Source organism: Mesorhizobium sp. B2-8-5 (assembly GCF_006440675.2).
Lineage (GTDB): Bacteria > Pseudomonadota > Alphaproteobacteria > Rhizobiales > Rhizobiaceae > Mesorhizobium.
The window spans coordinates 3,859,227-3,879,678 of the sequence record NZ_CP083951.1; the positions used below are offsets into that span (position 1 = coordinate 3,859,227).

The window sequence follows — 20,452 nt, forward strand, 5'->3', positions numbered from 1 at the left end:
ATTTGATCGTCTCGCGCTTTTTGAAGCAACATTCGTCGTATATTTACAGAAAAGCAAATCGGATGCGATAGGCGCTGGCCTCCAGGATTTTTTGTTTCTGTAGGAATGCCGGTTGAACGGAGATTTTCTTTGGGAAACATGACCGGCCCAGGAAAGGTGGCCGCGCCGTCGACGCTGGAGTCCCAGCATGGCTCGGTTCGGCCTTTGGCCGCCGGGGATCTCGAGCACGTCGCCGCGCTATTCCTGATGAAGTTCCGCCATCGTCGCCTCCAGCGCGATCGCGCGATCGCGCAGACGGCCGACTACATGAGGGAGCTTTACCTTGATGGGGATGAGAGCAAGGCTCTTGTCCAGATCGATCCGCAGGGCCGCCTAGGTGGCTTCATGGGCGTTCTGAAAGCCCGCTACGAGCTCAACGGAAGCGCATTGAACGCGGCCATCATCGGTCCCTTCATGACCGACTCAAATACCGATCACGGTTGGGCCGGGCCGCAATTGCTGCGTACCCTGCATCAAGGCGAATTCGATCTCTACCTGACCGACTCCGCCAATCGCACATCCTTGGCCTTCGCGCGTCCGATGAAATATCAGCTCCTGCCGGTGCACTGCCTGGAATGGACCTGTGTTTTTCGGCCGGGCGCCATGGCCGCCGCCGCGCTGCGCCGTAAATGGCCCGGCCTGCCCCGCCTTGCGCTCGATCCCTGCGCGAGAGCATTCGACGCTCTTGCAAGAAGAAGGTTCGAGCCATCGGCCCAGCATTCGTCTTCCCAACGGATCCACCGGGAGCCGATCGATGCGGTCCGATTTGCGGAGCGACTGCCAATCCTCATGACCGATTACTCCCTGCGACCGAGTTGGAAGGACGGCGAGTTGCCGCGGCTGCTTGCGCTGGCGTCCGAGAAACGAGCCGACGGGCCACTCCATTTCGGCGGGACCTACGACGAAACGGGCAAGATGCTGGGCTGCTACGCTTTTTATGGGCAAGCCGGCGGCGTCGCGAACCTGCTGCAAATCCAGGCGTCCGGATCCCACTGGGGCGCGACGCTGGATGCTCTCATCGCGGCGGCGCGGGATATGGGTTGCGTGGGCATTGCCGGGCAGTCCCAGAGCCGATTCATGCCGCAGCTCTTCGGCCACCAGCATGTGTTCTTCCGCTATGCCGGCGGAACGATGGTTCGCTCGCGCATTGCCGAGGTCGCGGAAGCGGTCCGCTCCGGCGACATCTTCATCGGCGGATTGATGGGCGATCGTTGGACCCGGCTCAGTTCCGATGATTTCGGCCGCGTCTGATGATCTTGCGATATGACGCCATTCCGGATGGAAGGCCACGGCGAAGTTAGTTCCCCAGAAGAGGGATTTTGACCCGTCGGCTCTGTTTGCGTTTGGCAGGGGCATGCGTTGGAGATTGGCCTAAACGCCCGTCGCGATCGTCATTCCAGGGCGAAGCAGGAGCGAAGCTCCGTCGCGAAGACCCTGGAATGACGAGGTTGGGGCGGCTTCGACAATCCCCGGCGTTTGCGCTGAAATCCTGCACAAGGCAACGACAGCCCTTCAAAATCCCTGTGTCGGGGAACTAGCCGCTTCACACTTTTCCTGGAATTGCTTTTGAATCAGGCGAATTTGCGCGGCGCGGCGCAGAAGCTGGCGATGATTTGGCAAAGGTCGGGTTCGTTGACCATGCGGACGGCTTCGTTCGGGCCAACCCATTTGCGCGTTCGTGCGCGCTTCTCTTTCCAGCGATCCGCGACACGGTCGACATGCAGCGGAAAGACCAGGACCTCGCAAGGCACTTCCTCGCCGGAGGCGAGGACCTTGGCATAGAAATAGCGGCCGGCTTCAAGATGCGATACCTTGCCGCGCAACCCGGCTTCCTCGCCTGCTTCACGGGCAGCCGCCTCGCAAAGCGGCTCCCTGGCCTCCGGCCAGCCCTTGGGCAGCACCCAGCGCCCGGTGTCGCGGCTGGTGATCAGCATGATCTCGACGCCGTTCTCGCCCTCGCGCCACGGCAAGGCGGCAACCTGCAGGCGACAAGGCGCGACGCCGAAGAGCCGCCGGACTCTTTCGGCCATCTGGTTGTGCGTCGTTGGCCTCGTCAACATGGTAAGAAGCTGCCCCAAGCCTCCAGAATCGTTTTGCACCTTACGAATCTTAGGACGAATTGTGGGCTTTAAAAGTAAAAAACTTCACTCCGCCGGAAAACCCCACCAGAAAAAGTCAGTCTCGCAAAGTAGTCGTGCCCGTCAACTCGACCACGCGACGCCGTTTGAGGCAGATTCTCTGGAAAATATGATGGCCGTTCAGCCGGCGTGATCGTCCGCGATCGGCTTCTGATAAGTGAAGCCCATGTCCCAGGGAAAGTAGATCCAGGTGTCCTGGCTGACCTCGGTGACGAACGTGTCGACCAGCGGCCGGCCCTTCGGCTTGGCATAGACGGTGGCGAAATGCGCCTTGGGCATCATGGCGCGCACGATACCGGCCGTCTTGCCGGTATCGGTCAGGTCGTCGATGATGAGCACGCCGGCCCCGTCATCGGCGAGCAGCGGAGGCGAAATCTCCTTGAGGACCTGCAGCTGACCCTGGCTGGTATAGTCATGGTAGGAGGCGACGCACACCGTCTCGATGACGCGGATGCCGAGCTCGCGCGCGATGATGGCCGCGGGCACCAGGCCGCCGCGGGTGATGCAGACGATTGCTTTCCACTGTCCCTTGTTGGCGCCAGACAGCCGCCAGGAAAGCGCGCGGGCATCGCGGTGGAACTGGTCCCAGGAGACGGGAAAGGCTTTTTCGGGAAGGGACATGGTTCGCACTCCGCAAGGCGCGCCGTGGCGCGCAGAAACACTGGAATGCAGGCGGAATTAGCCGGAAAGCGCCAGGCTTGGCAAGGGCAGGGCCGGCGATGGCTGTGGACTCAGGAAATACACCCTAACGCGACAGGAAAGCCGCCACGTTCGTGGTGCGCAGCACCGTGCGGGTGACGCCGCCGAACAGAAGCTGGCGCAGCCAGGAGTGGCTGTATGCGCCTAGCACCAGAAGATCGGCACCGGATTCTGCGATCCTGGCCTGAATCATGTCGTCGACCGAAGTGCCGCCGGATTTCTGCACGCAGACGCTGACATTGGCGCCGTGGCGAGACAGCGCCGCGGCGATCTCGGCGCCGGCGGCTTCCGGAGATTCATCCAGCGTCTCCGGCGGATCGATGACGAGAATGTCGGTCTTGTCGGCCTCGGCGATGAAGGGCAGGGCATCGAACGCGGCGCGGGCCGCTTCCTTGCTGCCGTTCCAGGCAAGCAGCACACGTCTGAAGGTGGTGACCAGCGGCCCGGCATGGGGCACGACCAGCACCGGCCGGCCGGCGTCGTAGACCAGCGTGTCGACGTCGGCGCTCGGGTCGCCGCCGGCATCGCGCTGCGCGGCGATGATCAGATCGGCGGCGCGCACGCTCGATATGCCGGTCAGCGCGCTGTCGCCGGAGAAGCTCTCCAGGCTTCGCCATTCGAAGGACAGGCCGGATTCCTCGATCCGCTGCAGGAAATAGGCCTGCAATTTGTCGGCGCGTTCCTTGTTCATCTCGGCCGAGACCTGCAGGAATTCGGTATCCGGGAAGCCGGTGGCCGACGTGTAGGGCACGGGAAGCGCCTCGGCATGGATGCCGACGAGGTGGCTCTCGAACCTGTCGGCAAGCGGAATGGCGCAATCGAGCACGCGCTCGGCGTCCTGTTCGTTCTGCAAAATGGCGACGATTGTCTTGAAGCGCATGGCCGGTCCCTCATTGTCTTGCCTGTGCATCCGCGCGGCAAAGGGAACGCCTCAGCGCGTTGACTGGTTCCAGCCGAACCGCCGGGTCAGCCCGCCTCCGCGAACCTCGCCACCATCGCCTCGACGTCCTTGCGGGCAGCCTCGAGGGCTTCCTCGCTGCGGGCGCGGACGACGAGCTCGGTCCAGAACTTGCCGTCGCCATATTTGGGGTACGAGCCGATGATGGTGTCGGGATGCGCTTTTTGGATATCGGCCAGCGGCCCGCCGATCAGGCCTTCGCCGAACGGGCAATGCACGGTGGCCGACAGCATTTTTGTGCCGGCCTTGAGCGTCGGCACCACATTGTCGAGCATGGCCTGGAAGATCGACGGCACGCCGGCCATGACATGGACGTTGCCGATGCAGAAGCCCGGCGCGACGGAGACCGGATTGTCGATGTGGTCGGCGCCGCGCGGCATGCGCGCCATGCGCTTGCGCGCTTCGGTGAATTCGATGCCGCGCCCGGCATAGCTTGCCTCGAGCAGCGCGTAGGCCTTGGCGTCGTATTCGCAGGGCACGCCGAAGGCCTTGGCGATGGAGTCGGCGGTGATATCGTCATGCGTCGGGCCGATGCCGCCGGTCGTAAAGACATAGGTATAGCGGACGCGCACGGCATTCACCGCGGCAACGATCTCGTCCTCCTCGTCGGGGACGATGCGCACTTCCTTCAGGTCGATGCCGATCGCGGTCATGATATCGGCGAGGTGGCCGATGTTCTTGTCCTTGGTGCGGCCGGAGAGGATTTCGTCGCCGATGACGAGCATGGCGGCGGTGACGATTTCAGGCATAGCGGGCTCCGGCGCAAAAGGTCGCCTGAGATAACGCGGCCGGCGGTCGGCCGCAATGTGAAAGCCGGATATCCGCTTGTGGCGGCGGCCGTTGCGGATATGGTGCGGTCGGTCGGCCTGGGGTGAAAGCATGCTGATATGGGTTGTCTCGTGGCTGGTTGCCGGCTTGCTCGTTGCGGTGGCCATCGTCGTGCTTGCCCTGATGGTTGCGACCTGGCGGATCGCGGCAAAGGCCGAGAGACTGGTGCCGGCTTGCGGGAAATTCGTCGAGATCGACGGCAACCGCATCCACTATGTGGAAGAGGGCGACGGCAGGCCGATCGTCTTTGTGCACGGGCTCGGCGCCCAACTCCACCATTTCCGCCATACGCTGTTCGGGCGCTTCGGCGCCGGCTACCGGCTGATCGCGCTCGACCGGCCGGGCTCCGGCTATTCGGTTCGAGCAAGCGGCGCCACCGGCCGGCTGCCCGAACAGGCGGACATCGTGCGGCGCTTCATCGAGGAATTGCGCCTGGAGCGGCCTTTGGTCGTCGGCCATTCGCTCGGTGGGGCCATCGCGCTTGCGCTTGCGACCGGGCATCCGACAGCGATTTCCGGCATTGCGCTGCTCTCGCCTCTGACGCATCTGGAAGCGACGGGTCGTCAGGGATTTGACCTGCTCTATGTTCCGTCCCGGCTGCTGCGCCGCGCCCTGGCCCATACGGTGGCGATACCACTCAGCCTTCGCTACGCGCAGCCGACGCTGCGGTTCATTTTCGCGCCGCAAGCGGTTCCCGTGGACTACATGATCGGCGGCGGCGGATGGCTCGGCTTGCGTCCGTCCCACTATTTCGCCACATCCACCGATGTCGTGGCGGTGGAGCGGGACCTTGGCCAGATCGAAAAGCGTTACCGAGACATGGCGATGCCGGCAGGCATTCTGTTCGGCGCCGGCGACCGGGTGATCGCCGAGGCCGTGCATGGCGAACCGATGCTGGACAAGATCGGGGGCCTCGACTTCGAACGGGTCGAAGGTCTCGGCCACATGCCGCAATTTGCGGACCCCGAACGGGTCGTCGGCTTTATCCAGCGTATCGCCGAGCGCGCCTTTGCCAAGGTGGATTGATTTCGGCCGGCGGCTACAGCAATGCCTCGCGGCTCTTCACGCGGCGTCACGCAAAAGTGTCGGACATTCTGTCCCACCCGGAATTTCCAGGGGAACCTTCCCACCCAACCCAGGGTTTCGTTTTTGTCGCTGTGGGGCTGCGGTCCCACGAACTTTGCGATCAAGAGAATGGAGAAATCCGATGCTTACAAGACTTATTGCAGCTTCGGCGCTGGTGCTGGCCATGGGTGGCGCGGCCATGGCGCAGTCATCAGATGACTGGTGGTGGTGGCACCGCGACCATCGTCCCGACGTGAGCGAGCAGGTGGATCCCTATACCACAGGCAGCATCAACGGAAGCTCCGGGCTGGCCACCTACGGGAGTACCGGTGCTATCGGGCCATGCGCCGACACCACACCCGGTCCGGATGCCAACTCGCAACAGAACGTCAACGACCATTATTGCGGAAAGTAGCGCCGCATAGCCACCGGCGGCCGGTCTGAGGCCTTACGGCTTCGCCGGTCGCGGGGCGGTTCCAATTCTTAGTCGGAGACTTCGGTCTGCGGCCGGTCGCGGCCGTCGGCAAGCTCGTCATGCCACGTGCCTTCGGCGTCCTCATATTGGATGCCGTCGGTGGTACCGGCGACCTGCTGCTCGGACGAGGCGATCTCGGCGGCGCGCAGCGCCTCCTGGTGCGTGCGGAAAGTCTCGGAAAACGTTGAGCCGACCTTGTAGGCCCAGCCGCCATCATGCTCGACGATCTTGTAAGTCAGCTTCGCCATGGAATCCTCCGGTTAAGAAGCATGCTCAGTGCAGCTTTCCGTCGGGCAGCCTGTCGTCGGGAACCAGAACTTCCGATTCCCTGGCGGCCTCGACGAGGGCGCGACGTGCGTCCGCTGTCGAACGATAACCTTCTAGCGCTTTGAGGCAAGTGTCGAGAGCATCACGATGGCGATCGCCGCGATTGAGCGGCCAAACGGTCATCAGACACTCGGCGGCCTCGCGGGTGCTGCTTATATGGCGGTATTTGCCGACATGGCCGAGCTCGACCACCACCGGCTTTTCAAAGGGTTTGTTGTCCATCATGGCCGCCAACGTAAAGCGGCCAAATTGGTTGCAGTTGTGGCGAGGATCCTGCGCCCAAACGTCTCAGGACCCTGCCGATTTCCGGTTTTGTTTTGACGCAATTCCGCAGGGATGGCCACGGCGAAGCCGCCGAGCCTGACCCTGTCGCACTTTTCCTGGAATTGCTTTAGCCGGCGGCCTTCATCCAATGCCGCATCGTCGTCACCGAGCGCGCCAGTTGCGGTGCCGGATGGATTTCCTCGCCGAAGGTCGCCGCCGCGCGCCAGCCCCAGCGCGGGTCGGCGAGGAATGCACGCGCCAGCGCCACCATGTCGGCACGACCGCCGGCAACGATCGCCTCGGCCTGGCTCGGGTCGTCGATCAGTCCCACGGCGCGCGTCGGGATACCGGCGCCCTTGCGCACAGCTTCCGCCAGATGCACCTGGTAGCCGGGGCCGGGCGGCACCTGCTGCAGGGGCGAATTGCCGCCGCTGGAGCAGCACAAATAGGCGACGCCCTCGGCCTTCAGCGCCTTGGCCACCTCGATCGCGTCCTCGACGTCGAAACCGCCGTCGACCCATTCCTTCACCGAAAGGCGCGCCCCCAGCATCATGGACGGGGCGGCCTTCCTCACCGCCCTTGCGATTTCGACCACGAAGCGCATGCGGTTTTCCAGCGACCCGCCCCAGCGGTCCGTCCGCTGGTTGGAGAGCGGCGAGAGGAACTGGAAGATCAGATAGCCATGCGCGGCGTGCAGTTCGGCAAAGTCGAAGCCGGCGCGTTCGGCGCGCACGGCCGACTGCGCAAAACGCGCAATGAGTTCCAGGATCTCGTCATCCGACAGCGCATGCGGCACATTCCAGCCCGTGTCATAGGCGATGGCGGAGGCCGAAACCGTCTGCCAGGGGTCTTCGCCAGGCTGCAGCGGACCGCCGCCTTCCCAAGGTTTGCGGTTGGAGGCCTTGCGGCCGGCATGAGCGAGCTGGACGCCGAATTTCGTGCCGGGCGCGGCGACGCGCCTGGCGGCGTCGAGCGTGCGCTTGGCGGCCGCCTCGTTGTCGTCGGAATAAAGCCCGAGGCAGCCGTGCGAGATGCGTCCGCGCCGCTCGACATCGGTCATCTCGACGGTAACCATGCCGGCGCCCGACATTGCCAGGTTCATCCAATGATAGAGATGCCAGTCGCTGGCCGAGCCGTCCTCGGCCGAATACTGGCACATGGGGGCGACCGCGATGCGGTTGGAGAAGGTGAGGCCGCCGAGGGTGATCGGCTGGAAAAGCGATGACGTCATGAAACGGGCTCCTGGGAAGATATCGCTATCTAGGCAGTCGCGGCGCGTCGCGCCAGACACGAGCCGGTGAAACGCCCGCTGGACCAGTCGGTTTCGAGGCCAATTGGTTTCCTGGATTGCGTGCGTCACGTTTCATCGTTACCCCTTTGCCGCGAATACGGAGATCGTCATGGAAGATCGCGTTCGCATCCGTTCCGAGGAGGTCCTTTCGGACGACTGGGCGGTGCTGAAGAAGACAGTGCTCGACTATCGCCGCCGCGACGGGCGATGGGAGACACAGACCCGCCAGACCTACGATCGCGGCGACGGCGCGGTGATCCTGCCCTTCGATCCGCAACGCTCGACCGTGCTTCTGGTGCGGCAGTTCCGGTTCCCGGCTTACGCCGTGGGCCACCGCGAGCCGCTGATCGAGGCCTGCGCCGGGCTGCTCGACGAAAACGACCCCGAAACCGCCATCCGCAAGGAAGCGGAGGAGGAGCTGGGCTACCACCTGAAGGATGTCGAGCGGCTGTTTTCGCCGTTCATGAGCCCGGGCAGCGTGACGGAACGGCTCTGGTTCTTCACCGCGCGCTATTCGCCGGCCGACTGCATCTCGGCCGGCGGCGGCTCACCGGAGGAAGGCGAGGACATCGAGGTTCTGGAAATGCCATTGGACGAGGCGCTGGCCGGTATCGCCGACGGCCGCATCGTCGACGCCAAGACGATCATCCTGATCCAGCATCTGAAGCTCAATCCGATCAAGGTTTGACTCTGTCTCGGCTGCGATGCTTCGGCGTTCGGTGGCCTGCCAGCCGAAGCTCGAAGAGCGAAGGCTGGTGCGGACGACGGGAATCGAACCCGTACGATCAGAGATCGAGGGATTTTAAGTCCCTTGCGTCTACCAATTCCGCCACGTCCGCAGGCGTGCCCTTTTCAGATGCCTGATATGAGCCGTCAAGCCATGTTTCGGATCGGGACCGCCGTCCTGCTCCCTTCGCGGTGCAGATTTAATATTAGTGATGTTTAAAATACCAGTTTCTCCAAACCGATCTCATTAGCGTTTGTCTGCGAGCATATTGCCGGCTTTGATGGTGGAACCATGCGTGGGGCAGGCTGGATCAGAGGGCTACGGGAGGCGGAGGCGCGGCAGCTGCGCTCCGAGATCGATCGGCTCGAGCGGGGGCTGATCGAGGCCGCCAATTCGAAGGCCAAATGGAACCTGCATGAAGTCGCGCACACGCTGCGCTGGCAAAAAGCGCGGCTGCGGCGGCTGGAGGAATGCCTCGAGGCGATGCCGGAGGGAAAGACCGTCTCGCGCCGATCCTGACCGGTCGCCCGCAACCTTTCGGCGAAGCATATCAGCCATGTTCGTCCGCAAGGTGGCAAAGTGGCGCGATCGCGGAATTACGGATTGCTGAAGGAGCGCTAGGTTTGGCCACGCGGCGGATCGATCCGCCGAGGCCGGCGTCTATCAGGCCCCTACCCATTCCCCCGCCCCCTGCGGGCGCCGGCCACCTGAATTTTCAAGAGATGCAGGAGGGGTGTTCCGCATCGTCGCGGCGTCGCAAGCCTCAGAACTTATAGCTGAAATTCACGCCAAGCGTCTGCAGCTTCACGTCCTGATCGCGGTCGGCGAAGGTGTCCGGCGCATCGAAATGCTCCTTGCCGAAATCGTAGTAGCGGTATTGCGCGCCGACGACGACATTGTTGGTCAGGGCATAGTCGACGCCGGCGCCGAGCGTCCAGCCGGTGCTGGTGCGGGTTCGGGCAAAGGCCGAGCCTGCCGCCTGCGACGTCTCGATGCCGGCGAAAGCGATGCCGCCGATGCCATAGATCAGCACGCGATCCATTGCGTAACCCGCCTTGGCATTGATCGATCCGAACCACTTGACGTCGGTGCCGAATGTGTTTCCCGGCCCGGCGTCGGCGGTGCCGTCGATCGAGGCGTAGTTGAGATCGGCCTCGGCGCCGATCACAGCCTGGTCGAACTGCCAGAGCCCCGCGACATGGCCGCCGACGAAACCGCCGTCGATGTCGGGCTTCACCGAAAACGGGCCGCCATCGTCGCCGGTGATTTCGGACCGGCCCCAGCCATAGCCGGCCTGCACGCCGGCATAATAGCCGGTCCAGTCGAAGCCGGCTGCGGTCATCGGCAGATCGCTACCCAGATCCGCCGCCCGGGCAGATCCGGACAGCAGGGCAAGAAAGCCAGCACTGGCGAACGTCAGTCGACGCATCGAGCGCTCCGAAATGGCGGTTTCGAACAACTCCTCGCAACAGACTAGCTCCATTCGCCACGAAACGGAATTGCATCTCTGCAACAGTGGTTTACGACCTGACGCTCTGGCTCCGGACGCCGACATTTGCCAAAGTGGCCCATGTAGAGGACTCGCCGATGACGAACGCCAAGCCGACAAGCGCCGCAAAGCCAAAGCCGTGGACGGAGGTGGCGACACATCTGGTCGACGTCGCGATGGGCCGAAAGCCGGCCGATCTGGTCATCCGCAACGGTCGCTGGGTGAACGTCCATTCGGGCGAGATCATCCCCGGCACCGATATCGCGATCGCCGCCGGCCGTTTCGCCTATTGCGGGCCGAACGCCGGTCATGCCATCGGGCAGGGGACGAAGGTCGTCGATGCCGGCGGGCGCTATCTGGTGCCCGGCCTTTGCGACGCGCACATGCACGTCGAGAGCGGCATGGTGACGGTGACGGAGTTCTGCCGCGCGGTCATCCCGCACGGCACGACCTCGATGTTCATCGACCCGCACGAGATCGCCAATGTGCTTGGATTGCCGGGCGTGCGGCTGATGCATGACGAGGCGGTCGCGATGCCGATCAACGTGCACGTGCAGATGCCGTCCTGCGTGCCCTCGGCGCCGGGGCTGGAACATGCCGGCGCCGAATTGACGGTCGCCGACGTGGCCGAGGCCATGACCTGGGAAAACATCATCGGCCTCGGCGAGGTGATGAATTTCCCGGGCGTCGCCGCCAACGATCCGGTGATGTCGGGCGAGATCGCCGAGACGGTCAAGGCCGGCAAGACGGTCGGTGGGCATTATGCATCGCCTGATCTCGGCCTGCCGTTCCATGGCTATGTCGCGGGCGGGGCGGAGGACGACCATGAAGGCACACGTGCCGAGGATGCGATCGCGCGTGTGCGCCAGGGCATGAAGGCGATGCTGAGGCTGGGGTCGGCCTGGTACGACGTCGCGGCGCAGATCAAGGCGGTGACGGAAGGCGGCATCGACCCGCGTAGCTTCATCCTGTGCACCGATGACAGCCATTCCGGCACGCTCGTGCATGAAGGCCATATGGACCGGGTGGTGCGGCACGCCATCAGCCAGGGCCTGAAGCCGGTGACGGCGATCCAGATGGCGACGCTCAACACCGCGCAGCATTTCAGGCTGGAGCGCGAGATCGGCTCCATCGCGCCCGGACGGCTCGCCGATCTGCTGATCGTTTCGGACCTTGCCCAGATGACCATAGACGAGGTCTATGCCCGCGGTGTCCGGCTGGCGAAGGGCGGCAAGCTGGAGATCGACATTGCGGCCTATGACTATCCGCAATCGGCGAAGAACACGGTCAAGCTCGGCAAGAAGCTCGCGGCGAAGGACTTCGACATTCCCGCGCCGCAGGGCGCCAACGAGGTGCGGGCGCGGGTGATCGGCGTGATCGAGAACCAGGCGCCGACGCGCGCTCTGGAAGCCGACCTGCCGGTTGAGGACGGGCTGGTCGCCATGGATCGCCGCAACGACATCTGCCAGATCGCCCTGGTCGAGCGGCATCGCGGCACCGGCGGCGTCACCAACGCCTTCGTTTCCGGCTTCGGCTATGTCAAAGACTGCGCGATGGCGTCCAGCGTGGCGCATGACGCGCACCACATCATCGTCGTCGGCACCAACAAGGAGGACATGGCTTTGGCCGTCAACCGGCTGAGCGAGGTGGGTGGCGGCGTCGTGCTTTATTCTAAGGGCGAGGAACTGGCGCTGGTCGAGATGCCGATCGCCGGCCTGATGTCCGACGAACGCGCCGAGATCGTCGCGGCCAAGGCCGAGCAACTGACCGAGGCGATGCTCAAGGTCGGCTGCTCGCTCAACAACGCCTATATGCAGCACTCGCTGCTGGCGCTGGTGGTTATTCCGGAACTCAGGATCTCGGACGTCGGCCTGGTCGACGTGACGACGTTCCAGAAGGTCGATCTTTTTATCTAGGGCAAGTCATCCGCCGGTGGCGACGGTCAGCACCTTGAACGGCGTGGTGATGACGACCTCCGCCACGGAGCCGACCGCCTTGCCGAGGCCCTGGCCGATATTGTTGAGCTGCGCCGGGTCGGGCTCGTCCGAAGCAAGCCCGGCCGGCGTGCGCAGCCGGTTGCCCAGCAGTTGCACCAGGATCGGGTTGTCGGCGAATTTGGCATGGTTCAGGCCGCCGTCGCCGCCCTTGGCTTGGGTCAGGTCGACGACCGTTACGCCATAATTGGCGAGATCGGCCGCGTTGCCGTAGTCGCCGACGCGCGGCTTGTCGCCGGAAATGAAGCTCGACAGCTTCAGCGCCCGGTCGTCGCCCGAAAGCAGGATGGCGAAGGGCTTGTCGGGCTTGCCGTAGCGGATCATCTGCTTCTTGAAGACATCGACGTCGATGTCGGGCGAGGCGAGGATGACGTAGCCGAGCTTGCCATTGAGATCGCGGTCGCCGGTGATGGCGAGCTGGCGCAGCGCTTCCATCGTCAGCCAGGTGCCCATCGAATGGGCGATGATGTCGATGCTCTTGACCTTCGTCTTGGCAAGCATCCGCAGCGTCGCCTCGAGGTCGTCGCGCGCGGCGGTCGAACTGTCCTTGTCGTAGATGTAGCCGGTCGCCTTGGCGCTCGACGCCCATGAGAACAGCACCGGCGTACCCGGATATTTGGTGTCGTGCGCGATCTGCGTGATGCGGTAGATGCCGTCGTCAAAACCGTTGTTGAAGCCGTGCACGAACACCAAGGCGCGGTCGCCGCGCATAGAAATGTCGGCGCCGACCGCCTTGGCGAATTGCCGCGCGTCGCCATAGTGGACGACATCGGTGGCGGTGAACTGCTTGGCCGGGTTAGAGTCGGCCGAGCCCTTGGCGCGCTCGATCGCGCCGACCTGATGGATCTTCGGCACGGTGACGTCGACGCGGGCATAGAGGGTGGTCAGCGAACGGTCGCCGTCGAAGACCTGGCGCGGATCCTTGGTCGCCTGCTGGCGGGTCGTGGCGACGAAGATCTCGTGTGTGCCGGCTATGTCGGAGGCAGACGCCGCGACCGCCTTGCGGTTGAGCAGGTCGTGCGTGGGACCGGCGCAGCCGGCGAGGGCGAGCGTGAAGGCAAGGCCGACAACGATCTTCACATGCACAGTCACCCGGGATCCCCCAAGGGCGGCAACCTCTCTTGCTACTCCGATAAAGCCAGAGAGCGGCCGGGTCCAGTTCAAAGTCCCTACGGGCGCGGAACCCGCACCGATACGGTTACTGCGCAGCCAACTGACGGATGCGGTCCGTCACATCACGATCGCTGGCAAAGCCATCATCCTCGCGCAGACGCTGTCCGATCATCTGCACCATCATCGGGTTGTCGGCGAATTTGGTGTGGTTGAAGCTGTCAGCGCCCTTGACCTTGGAAAGGTCGACCACGGTGACGCCGTAGGAGGCGAGATCGGCGGCATCCCGATAATCGCCGACGCGCGGCCGCGAGCCGGCGATCAGGCCGGAGAGCCTCAGCGCCCGGTCGTCGTCCGACAGGAGCAGGATGAAGGGCTTGTCCGGCTTGCCATAGCGGCGCATCTGGCTCTTGAAGACGTCGACATCGATGTCGGGCGAGGCGAGCACGACGTCGCCGAGCTTGCCGCTGAGATCGCGGTCGCCGGTGATGGCGAGTTGGCGCAGCGTCTCCATCGTCACCCAGGTTCCCATCGAATGGGCGACGATGTCGATGCGCCGGGCGCCCGTCTGCGCCAGCATCCGCAACGTCACTTCCAGCTGGTCGCGGGCGGCGGCGGCGCTTTCCTTGTCATAGACATAGTCCGTGGTCTTTGCGCCGGAAGCCCAGGAGAACAGCACCGGCGTCCCCGGATAGCCGGAATCGTGGACGATCTGGGTCAGTCGGTAGACGGCGTCGTCGAAGCCGGTGTTGTAGCCGTGGACGAAAACCATGACGCGGCCGCCGCGGGCGTCGATGTCGGCGTTGAGGGCGCTGGCGAATTTCGGCTGCGTGTCATAGCCGACGACTTCGGAGGCCATGAAATACTTCGTCGGGTCGTTCGACTTGCCGCGCGAACGGCGTTCGATCTGGCCAGTCTGGTGAATGGGGGGAACGGTGACGTTGACACGTGCATAGTTGAGCGTCGCCGAGCGTTCGCCGTCAAAAACCCTGTTCGGGTCGTCGGAGCGCTTGCGGGTCGTGGCGATGAAGATCGAGTGGTTGCCGGCGATCTCGGTCGCCGTCGTCGGCACGACGACGCTGCCCAGGATTTCCTGCGTCTGGTGGCCCGCGCAGCCTGCTATCAGCAGGGCAAGGGCAATGATCAGAATTGTCTTCAACCGCACGTCGACACTTTCACTGGCAATTCCATTCCGGCCACGATTGGCCGTCCACCTCCGCGGAAACCTCCCGGACAGCCGAAGTGCGGCTAAAGTAAGTCGTGCCCAGCGGAAATTGGCTCAGCGCCAGGCGGCGGCCATCGCACTGTTGCGCGAAAGCCAAAACGGCGGCAGGAAGATTGCCGGCACGGGTCATTGCCATTCTGCCGCGTGCCAACTGTCGAAACGAGGGACTTTCAGTGAACAGCTTTTCCGCCCGCGTTGCCGTGGCCGCCGAAGCGATCCGCGGAATCTTCACGGAAACGCCGCTGCAGGAGAACGACTATCTGTCGAAGAAGACAGGCGCCCGCATCCTTTTGAAGCGCGAGGACCTGACGCCGGTGCGTTCCTACAAGATCAGGGGCGCCTTCAACTTCTTCCGCAAGGCGCTCGCCGCCGGCAACAATGCCGAGCTGTTCGTCTGCGCCTCGGCAGGCAATCACGCCCAGGGCTTTGCCTTCGTCTGCCGCCATTTCGGCAAGAAGGGCGTCGTGTTCATGCCGGTGACGACGCCGCAGCAGAAGATCGACAAGACGCGGCTGTTCGGTGGCGATTTCGTCGAAATCAGGCTGGTCGGCGACTTCTTCGACGATTGCTATCGCGCCGCCTTCGAATTCACGGAAGCCGCTGGCGCGCATATGGTGCCGCCCTTCGACCACAAGGACATCATCGAGGGCCAGGCGACGGTCGCTTACGAGATCGCGGCCCAGATGCCGAGCGCCCGCGTGCCCGACATCGTCATGCTGCCGGTCGGCGGTGGCGGACTGGCTGCCGGGGTGACGCATTATTTCGCCGATCAGCATCGCGATCCGCGCTTCGTGTTCTGCGAGCCGGCGGGCGCGCCAAGCCTGCGTGAGAGCCTTGCCGGCGGCAAGCGGGTCAAGCTCGCCAAGGTCGACAATTTCGTCGACGGCGCCGCGGTGGCCGAGATCGGCCGGGAGCCGTTGCGCCATCTCAAGGACTTCACCGCCGATGCCGTCCGCCTCGTCCCGGAGAACCGGCTCTGCGCCACCATGATCGAGATGCTCAATGTCGAGGGCGTCGTGCTGGAGCCCGCCGGAGCGCTGGCGATCGACGCGCTCAAGGATTTTTCACGCAAGGAGATCAGGGGCAAGACCATCGTCGCTGTCGTCTCCGGCGGCAATTTCGATTTCGAGCGGCTGCCGGACATAAAGGAGAGGGCGCTGCGCTTCGAGGGGCTGAAAAAGTATTTCATTATCCGCTTCCCGCAACGACCGGGCGCGCTGCGCGATTTCCTCGAAATGCTCGGCCCCGACGACGACATCGCCCGCTTCGAGTATCTGAAAAAGTCGGCGCGCAATTTCGGTTCGGTGCTGATCGGCATCGAAACCAAGGACCGGCGTAATTTCGACCTGCTGAAGGCCAATTTCGACGCCGAAGGCGTGCAATATCAGGATATCACCGACAACGAGACGCTGGCGGGGTTCATCATATGAGCGCAAAAACAAGCACGGTCTTCGTCGCGCTGTTTTCCGGCATCAATGTCGGCGGCAACCGCATCGTCAAGATGGCGGAGCTCAAGGCCTTCTTCGAAAGCCTCGGTTTCGCCGACGTCGCGACCTATGTGCAGAGCGGCAATGTCGTGTTCTGGGCGAAGAAGGAAGATGCGACGACGCTGACCAGGAAGATCGAGGCGGCCTTCGAGAAGAAATGGGGCTTTCATTCGCGCATCATGGTGCGTGATGCCGGCTGGTTCGAGCGGCTGGTGAAGGACAATCCCTATCCCGAGATCGCCGGTGAGCCGACCAAGCTCCATGCCTATGCGCTGGAGCGCGAGCCGACCGCCGAGGAGACGCAGCGGCTCGCCGACAAATGCACCGGCCCCGAACGCTTCGAGATCAAGGGCGACGTGCTTTACCTGCATGCGCCGGACGGGCTCGGCAAATCGGTCTTCGCCAATCTCATTGCGCGCACGCTGAAGGTGCCGGGCACGGCACGCAACTGGCGCAGTGTGATGGCGCTGCTCGAAATGGCCGGCAAGGCCGGCGGCTGACCAATCATTGTGCGCAATTCCGGACGGAAGGCTACGACGAAGTCGCCGAGCCTTTAACCGCGAAGCACTTTTCCTGGAATTGCTTCGGAACTTAAGCGGCCTTTTGCCAGTCGAAGCTCAATTCCTCGCGGAAGGCGAAGCGCTTGATATGGTCGGCGACCACGCTCTCCAGCCGCCCCAGCGAAGCTTCGTCGTCGGCGGCCAGAGCGATGTGCAGGGCCTTGTCGTCGGCGTCCATTACGGTGCGGCCGATCGAGAGCTGGATGGCGCCGTGCTGCGGGTCGAACTCGACCGGGAATTTATGCGACCAGTGCTTGCAGAGCTGCTGCAGGTAGCGGCTGGCATGTTCGGTGGCGACATCGGCGCGGCTGATCGGCATGAAATTCTCCTGGCGGATGAAGAAACGCCAGCCTGGATGAGGCTGGCGCCAGTTGCAGATAGATAGGCGAGGCCTGGCGGAATGCCAGAGCGGTCCACCGTTTCGCCGAAACGGCGAACCGCTCTATCTCTTTGTTTTGACGCAATTCCGAACGGAAAACCGCCCACATTTTTCCTGGAATTGCTCTGGCGGTCGCCGGTCAAATCGGCGTCGGATCGCTGGTCTTACCAAGCCCCCGTGTTCGGCATCGAGGCCCATGGTTCGGCCTTGGCCTTGGCCGGGCCTTTCTGCAGCAGTTCGATCGAGATGCCGTCCGGCGAGCGGATAAACGCCATGTTGCCATCGCGCGGCGGACGATTGATGGTCACGCCATTGTCCATCAGCTTCTGGCAGGTGGCGTAGATGTCGTCGACCTCGTAGGCGAGATGGCCGAAATTGCGCCCGCCCTTATAGTCTTCCGGGTCCCAATTGTAGGTCAGCTCGACCAGCGGCGCCTTTTCGTTGATGCCGCTCTGCTCGTCTTCCGACGCGGCGAGGAAGACAAGCGTGTAGCGGCCTTGCTCGTTCTCGTAGCGGCGCACCTCCTTCAGGCCGAGCTTGTTGCAGTAGAAATCGAGCGACTGGTCGATATCGGCGACGCGGACCATTGTGTGCAGGTAACGCATGGCGGCTTCCTCAAAGTGTTGGGTTGCGGGGCACCATAGGGGCCGTCCGGGGAAAGGGCAATCGTCCGACAATAGCGGCGGCGCGATCGATTTCAGGCCTTGCGATTTCGGATTCCGGAAGCGCCGGCAAACGACATTTCAGCCTTTCCGGTGCTGAACGGTGAAAAAAGGCACGTCAGCCCTTGCACACCCCGGAAGTCGCAGTGTTAATCTCTTGGCAAGAATCAGTTGCGGTTCAGTTGAAAAGGGGGGCATTCTTATGGGGGAAAAAGCCTCTTTTACGAGGCGGGACGGAAGCCTTGACGACGCCTTGCAGCGGGACAATGGCGGCGACCCCGCCGAGCTTGTCGAAATCGCCGGCGCTATCAAATGGTTCGATGTGGCGAAGGGCTACGGCTTCATTCTTCCGGACGACGGCGTCTCGGGCGATATTCTCCTCCATGTGACTTGTCTTCGAAGGGACGGCTTCCAGACGGCGCTCGAGGGCGCGCGGGTCGTCTGCCTGGTCAAACAGGGCGAGCGCGGCTTGCAGGCTTTCCGCGTCCTTTCCATGGATGCCTCGACGGCTGTCCACCCGGCAGAGCAGGAACAGCGCACCCACGTTACCGTCAACCCGGAGAGCGGCCTCGAGCGGGCCTTGGTCAAGTGGTTCAATCGCACCAAGGGTTTCGGCTTCCTGACGAGGGGCGAGGAGACAGAAGATATCTTCGTCCACATGGAAACGCTGCGGCGCTACGGCATAACCGAGCTCCGGCCCGGGCAGGTCGTGCTCGTCCGCTTCGGACGCGGCGACAAAGGCCTTATGGCCGCCGAAATCCACCCCGATATGGGCACCTTGTCGGTCTCGCACTGAGGGCTTCTCGACGCAGTCGAAAGGTCCCTTTGCCGCGGCGCGACCATCTTGTCCGAAAACCGGTTCCACTTGTCCGGATCATGGTTTAGGACGAGCGTCTGGACGAGGTAACCCATGGCTCATCGCAATTGGCTGACCGCGGGCGTATTCTGCGCCGCGATCGTTTTCGCCGCCTGTTTCATCGCTGCGAAGCCGAGTTCGGCGGATGCGATGCTGCTGCCGGTCGACCGGACACCGCTTGTGGTGTCGACCAGTTCGGGCGAGCGTTCCTTCTCCATCGAGATCGCCGATAACTCCGTCGAACGCGAGGCGGGACTGATGTTTCGCCGGACCATGGCAGACGATCACGGCATGTTGTTCGTCTTCGAAAGAACGGATGAGGTGGACTTCTGGATGAAGAACACGCCAATGGCGCTCGATCTCATCTTCATCGGCCAGGACGGCAGGATCAAAGCCATCAGGCGCGGCGAGCCCGAATCCGAAGCGATCATCTCGCCGGGACAACCCGTGCGCTTCGTGCTTGAACTCAAGGCCGGCACAGCCGCCCGGGACGGCATCAAGGAAGGCGCTCTATTGCGCCACCCGGCTATTGGCACTGGCGCCAACTGAAAAAGCAAATCTGCCGATGCAGTTCTTTTCCCATGACGGTTTCGAACTCGCCTATCTCGATCGCCAGCCGGCCTCGGGGCAGGGCGACCCGGTGCTGATGATCCATGGCTTTGCTTCCAGCCACTATGTCAACTGGGTCTCGCCGGGCTGGTTCAAGATGCTGAACGACGCCGGCTACCGGGCGATCGCCTTCGACCATCGCGGCCACGGCTCGTCGTCGAAGAGCTATGACGAGGCCGACTACACGCCGCAGAAGATGGCTTCCGACGCCGCTGCGCTGCTCGATCATCTCGGTATCGAGCGCGCCCATGTCATGGGTTATTCGATGGGCGCGCGCGTCTCGGCTTTCCTGGCGCTCTCCGATCCGGAGAAGGTGGCGACGCTGGTGTTCGGCGGTTTGGGCATCGGCATGGTCGACGGCGTCGGCGATTGGGATCCGATCGCGGCCGCCCTGCTGGCGGAAGACCCGTCCCAGACCACGCATCCGCGCGGCCGCTCCTTCCGCGCTTTCGCCGACCAGACGCGCAGCGACCGTCGCGCGCTCGCGGCTTGCATCGCGAAGTCGCGCGAGTTGCTCAGCGAGGACGACATGGCGCGCATCGCCCAGCCGACCCTGATCGCGGTCGGCACGAAGGACGACATCGGCGGTTCGCCGGACGAACTTGCGGCGCTGATGCCGAACGCAAGGGCCTTTCACATCGAAGGGCGCGACCACATGCTCGCTGTCGGCGACAAGAGCTTCAAGCAGCGCGTGCTCGAGTTCTACGCCGAAAACCCGCTCTAAGCACGCGGCGCTCCTCGGCTCAGAATGGTCGATCTGCTCGTCACCTATATGGAGATGCCGGCGCCGCCTCAGGGCGCTCCGCTCGCGTCACCTTCGCCCGGCGCCATCGTGGCGCGCGAGAGGCTCGGTCTTTCAAGCTATCTCGATCTCTACCGCGGTGTCGGCGGACCGGTGCAATGGGACCAGCGTCTGCGCATGCCGGAAGCGGAACTCGAAACGCTGCTCGCCGATGACACCACGCATATCCATGTGCTGCGCGTCGATGGCGAAGCCGCTGGCTTCTGCGAATTCAACAATGTCGGCGAAGCGGCTATCGAGCTCGTTCATTTCGGACTGGTCCCGGCTTTTCAAGGAAAGCGATTGGGGCCGTCCCTGCTCGACCGGGCGTTGCGCTCGGCGTGGTCGCACGGGCCGCAAAGGCTTTGGCTTCACACCGATACCTATGATCATCCGGCTGCCCAGTCGGTTTACGGGCGCGCGGGATTCAGAGGCTACGCCGAGCGGGTCGAGACCTTTCCGGATTAGTCGGAAGGCGCTGCGCGCCTT

The 20,452-nt window shown here is 63.4% G+C and carries 24 protein-coding genes and 1 tRNA gene; 12 read left to right on the forward strand and 13 right to left on the reverse strand.

Annotated elements, in window-relative coordinates:
• The first annotated feature begins 138 nt into the window (after window positions 1–138).
• Window positions 139–1,290, forward strand: a complete 1,152-nt coding sequence (locus tag FJ430_RS18565) for a hypothetical protein (protein ID WP_140709736.1) — start codon at window positions 139–141, stop codon at window positions 1,288–1,290.
• Window positions 1,291–1,610: 320 nt separating this feature from the next.
• Here the strand turns inward: FJ430_RS18565 and FJ430_RS18570 are convergent, their stop codons facing one another.
• From FJ430_RS18570 to FJ430_RS18585, 4 genes are all read right to left on the reverse strand, one after another.
• Window positions 1,611–2,099 (reverse strand): NUDIX hydrolase, encoded by a 489-nt coding sequence (locus tag FJ430_RS18570; protein ID WP_140646146.1) that lies wholly within the window; start codon window positions 2,097–2,099, stop codon window positions 1,611–1,613.
• Between the two features lie 198 nt (window positions 2,100–2,297).
• Window positions 2,298–2,798, reverse strand: coding sequence for a xanthine phosphoribosyltransferase (gpt, locus tag FJ430_RS18575; RefSeq protein ID WP_095765134.1), 501 nt, complete (start codon window positions 2,796–2,798; stop codon window positions 2,298–2,300).
• 124 nt (window positions 2,799–2,922) lie between these two features.
• Window positions 2,923–3,756, reverse strand: a complete 834-nt coding sequence (locus tag FJ430_RS18580) for a universal stress protein (RefSeq protein ID WP_140646145.1) — start codon at window positions 3,754–3,756, stop codon at window positions 2,923–2,925.
• Window positions 3,757–3,842: 86 nt separating this feature from the next.
• Window positions 3,843–4,583, reverse strand: a complete 741-nt coding sequence (locus tag FJ430_RS18585) for a competence/damage-inducible protein A (RefSeq protein WP_140709677.1) — start codon at window positions 4,581–4,583, stop codon at window positions 3,843–3,845.
• A gap of 130 nt (window positions 4,584–4,713) precedes the next feature.
• Between FJ430_RS18585 and FJ430_RS18590 the strand changes: the two genes are divergently transcribed.
• Together FJ430_RS18590 and FJ430_RS18595 are read left to right on the forward strand one after the other, a co-directional pair.
• On the forward strand, window positions 4,714–5,688 hold the full coding sequence (locus tag FJ430_RS18590; protein ID WP_140709679.1) for an alpha/beta fold hydrolase: 975 nt from the start codon (window positions 4,714–4,716) through the stop codon (window positions 5,686–5,688).
• A gap of 181 nt (window positions 5,689–5,869) precedes the next feature.
• Complete coding sequence (locus tag FJ430_RS18595; protein ID WP_140651124.1) at window positions 5,870–6,142, forward strand: hypothetical protein; 273 nt, start codon at window positions 5,870–5,872, stop codon at window positions 6,140–6,142.
• Between the two features lie 68 nt (window positions 6,143–6,210).
• Here the strand turns inward: FJ430_RS18595 and FJ430_RS18600 are convergent, their stop codons facing one another.
• The 3 genes from FJ430_RS18600 to FJ430_RS18610 form a co-directional block, all read right to left on the reverse strand.
• The gene (locus FJ430_RS18600; RefSeq protein ID WP_095765137.1) at window positions 6,211–6,450 is read right to left on the reverse strand and encodes a DUF2188 domain-containing protein; all 240 of its coding nucleotides are present in this window, start codon (window positions 6,448–6,450) and stop codon (window positions 6,211–6,213) included.
• A gap of 25 nt (window positions 6,451–6,475) precedes the next feature.
• On the reverse strand, window positions 6,476–6,754 hold the full coding sequence (locus FJ430_RS18605; protein ID WP_140646141.1) for a DUF982 domain-containing protein: 279 nt from the start codon (window positions 6,752–6,754) through the stop codon (window positions 6,476–6,478).
• Between the two features lie 166 nt (window positions 6,755–6,920).
• Complete coding sequence (locus FJ430_RS18610) at window positions 6,921–8,024, reverse strand: NADH:flavin oxidoreductase/NADH oxidase (RefSeq protein WP_140709681.1); 1,104 nt, start codon at window positions 8,022–8,024, stop codon at window positions 6,921–6,923.
• Between the two features lie 169 nt (window positions 8,025–8,193).
• Here FJ430_RS18610 and FJ430_RS18615 point away from each other — a divergent pair, with 169 nt between their 5' ends.
• The gene (locus FJ430_RS18615) at window positions 8,194–8,772 is read left to right on the forward strand and encodes an NUDIX domain-containing protein (RefSeq protein WP_140709683.1); all 579 of its coding nucleotides are present in this window, start codon (window positions 8,194–8,196) and stop codon (window positions 8,770–8,772) included.
• A 65-nt stretch (window positions 8,773–8,837) separates the two neighbouring features.
• On the opposite strand, the gene FJ430_RS18620 is transcribed toward FJ430_RS18615, so the two are convergent.
• Window positions 8,838–8,923: transfer RNA gene (locus tag FJ430_RS18620), tRNA-Leu, on the reverse strand.
• Between the two features lie 179 nt (window positions 8,924–9,102).
• On the opposite strand from FJ430_RS18620, the gene FJ430_RS18625 reads away from it, so the two are divergent.
• The gene (locus FJ430_RS18625; RefSeq protein ID WP_140709685.1) at window positions 9,103–9,330 is read left to right on the forward strand and encodes a hypothetical protein; all 228 of its coding nucleotides are present in this window, start codon (window positions 9,103–9,105) and stop codon (window positions 9,328–9,330) included.
• A 244-nt stretch (window positions 9,331–9,574) separates the two neighbouring features.
• Here the strand turns inward: FJ430_RS18625 and FJ430_RS18630 are convergent, their stop codons facing one another.
• Window positions 9,575–10,240, reverse strand: a complete 666-nt coding sequence (locus FJ430_RS18630; RefSeq protein ID WP_140709687.1) for an outer membrane protein — start codon at window positions 10,238–10,240, stop codon at window positions 9,575–9,577.
• 158 nt (window positions 10,241–10,398) lie between these two features.
• On the opposite strand from FJ430_RS18630, the gene ade reads away from it, so the two are divergent.
• Window positions 10,399–12,216, forward strand: a complete 1,818-nt coding sequence (ade, locus tag FJ430_RS18635; RefSeq protein ID WP_140709690.1) for an adenine deaminase — start codon at window positions 10,399–10,401, stop codon at window positions 12,214–12,216.
• Between the two features lie 6 nt (window positions 12,217–12,222).
• Here the strand turns inward: ade and FJ430_RS18640 are convergent, their stop codons facing one another.
• Both FJ430_RS18640 and FJ430_RS18645 read right to left on the reverse strand, forming a co-directional pair.
• On the reverse strand, window positions 12,223–13,386 hold the full coding sequence (locus tag FJ430_RS18640; protein WP_140709692.1) for an alpha/beta hydrolase: 1,164 nt from the start codon (window positions 13,384–13,386) through the stop codon (window positions 12,223–12,225).
• Window positions 13,387–13,492: 106 nt separating this feature from the next.
• Complete coding sequence (locus tag FJ430_RS18645; protein WP_140709694.1) at window positions 13,493–14,569, reverse strand: alpha/beta hydrolase; 1,077 nt, start codon at window positions 14,567–14,569, stop codon at window positions 13,493–13,495.
• 233 nt (window positions 14,570–14,802) lie between these two features.
• Between FJ430_RS18645 and ilvA the strand changes: the two genes are divergently transcribed.
• Together ilvA and FJ430_RS18655 are read left to right on the forward strand one after the other, a co-directional pair.
• Complete coding sequence (ilvA, locus tag FJ430_RS18650) at window positions 14,803–16,059, forward strand: threonine ammonia-lyase IlvA (RefSeq protein ID WP_140709697.1); 1,257 nt, start codon at window positions 14,803–14,805, stop codon at window positions 16,057–16,059.
• Window positions 16,056–16,616: a DUF1697 domain-containing protein gene (locus tag FJ430_RS18655; protein WP_140709699.1), complete on the forward strand. Its 561-nt coding sequence runs from the start codon at window positions 16,056–16,058 to the stop codon at window positions 16,614–16,616. The genes ilvA and FJ430_RS18655 overlap by 4 nt, the downstream gene beginning before the upstream one ends.
• 91 nt (window positions 16,617–16,707) lie before the next feature.
• Here FJ430_RS18655 and FJ430_RS18660 read toward each other — a convergent pair whose 3' ends face one another.
• Together FJ430_RS18660 and gloA are read right to left on the reverse strand one after the other, a co-directional pair.
• Window positions 16,708–16,995, reverse strand: a complete 288-nt coding sequence (locus FJ430_RS18660) for a DUF2218 domain-containing protein (protein WP_140646131.1) — start codon at window positions 16,993–16,995, stop codon at window positions 16,708–16,710.
• A gap of 224 nt (window positions 16,996–17,219) precedes the next feature.
• A complete protein-coding gene (gloA, locus tag FJ430_RS18665; RefSeq protein ID WP_140650969.1) occupies window positions 17,220–17,660 on the reverse strand; it encodes a lactoylglutathione lyase in 441 nt (146 codons plus the stop codon).
• 259 nt (window positions 17,661–17,919) lie between these two features.
• Here gloA and FJ430_RS18670 point away from each other — a divergent pair, with 259 nt between their 5' ends.
• From FJ430_RS18670 to FJ430_RS18685, 4 genes are all read left to right on the forward strand, one after another.
• A complete protein-coding gene (locus tag FJ430_RS18670; RefSeq protein ID WP_140646193.1) occupies window positions 17,920–18,513 on the forward strand; it encodes a cold-shock protein in 594 nt (197 codons plus the stop codon).
• Between the two features lie 114 nt (window positions 18,514–18,627).
• Entirely contained in the window at window positions 18,628–19,122 is a 495-nt protein-coding gene (locus FJ430_RS18675) for a DUF192 domain-containing protein (protein ID WP_140709701.1), read from the forward strand.
• Window positions 19,123–19,138: 16 nt separating this feature from the next.
• Complete coding sequence (locus FJ430_RS18680; protein WP_140709703.1) at window positions 19,139–19,906, forward strand: alpha/beta fold hydrolase; 768 nt, start codon at window positions 19,139–19,141, stop codon at window positions 19,904–19,906.
• A gap of 24 nt (window positions 19,907–19,930) precedes the next feature.
• Window positions 19,931–20,431, forward strand: coding sequence for a GNAT family N-acetyltransferase (locus tag FJ430_RS18685; RefSeq protein ID WP_140709705.1), 501 nt, complete (start codon window positions 19,931–19,933; stop codon window positions 20,429–20,431).
• The last annotated feature ends 21 nt before the right edge of the window (window positions 20,432–20,452 follow it).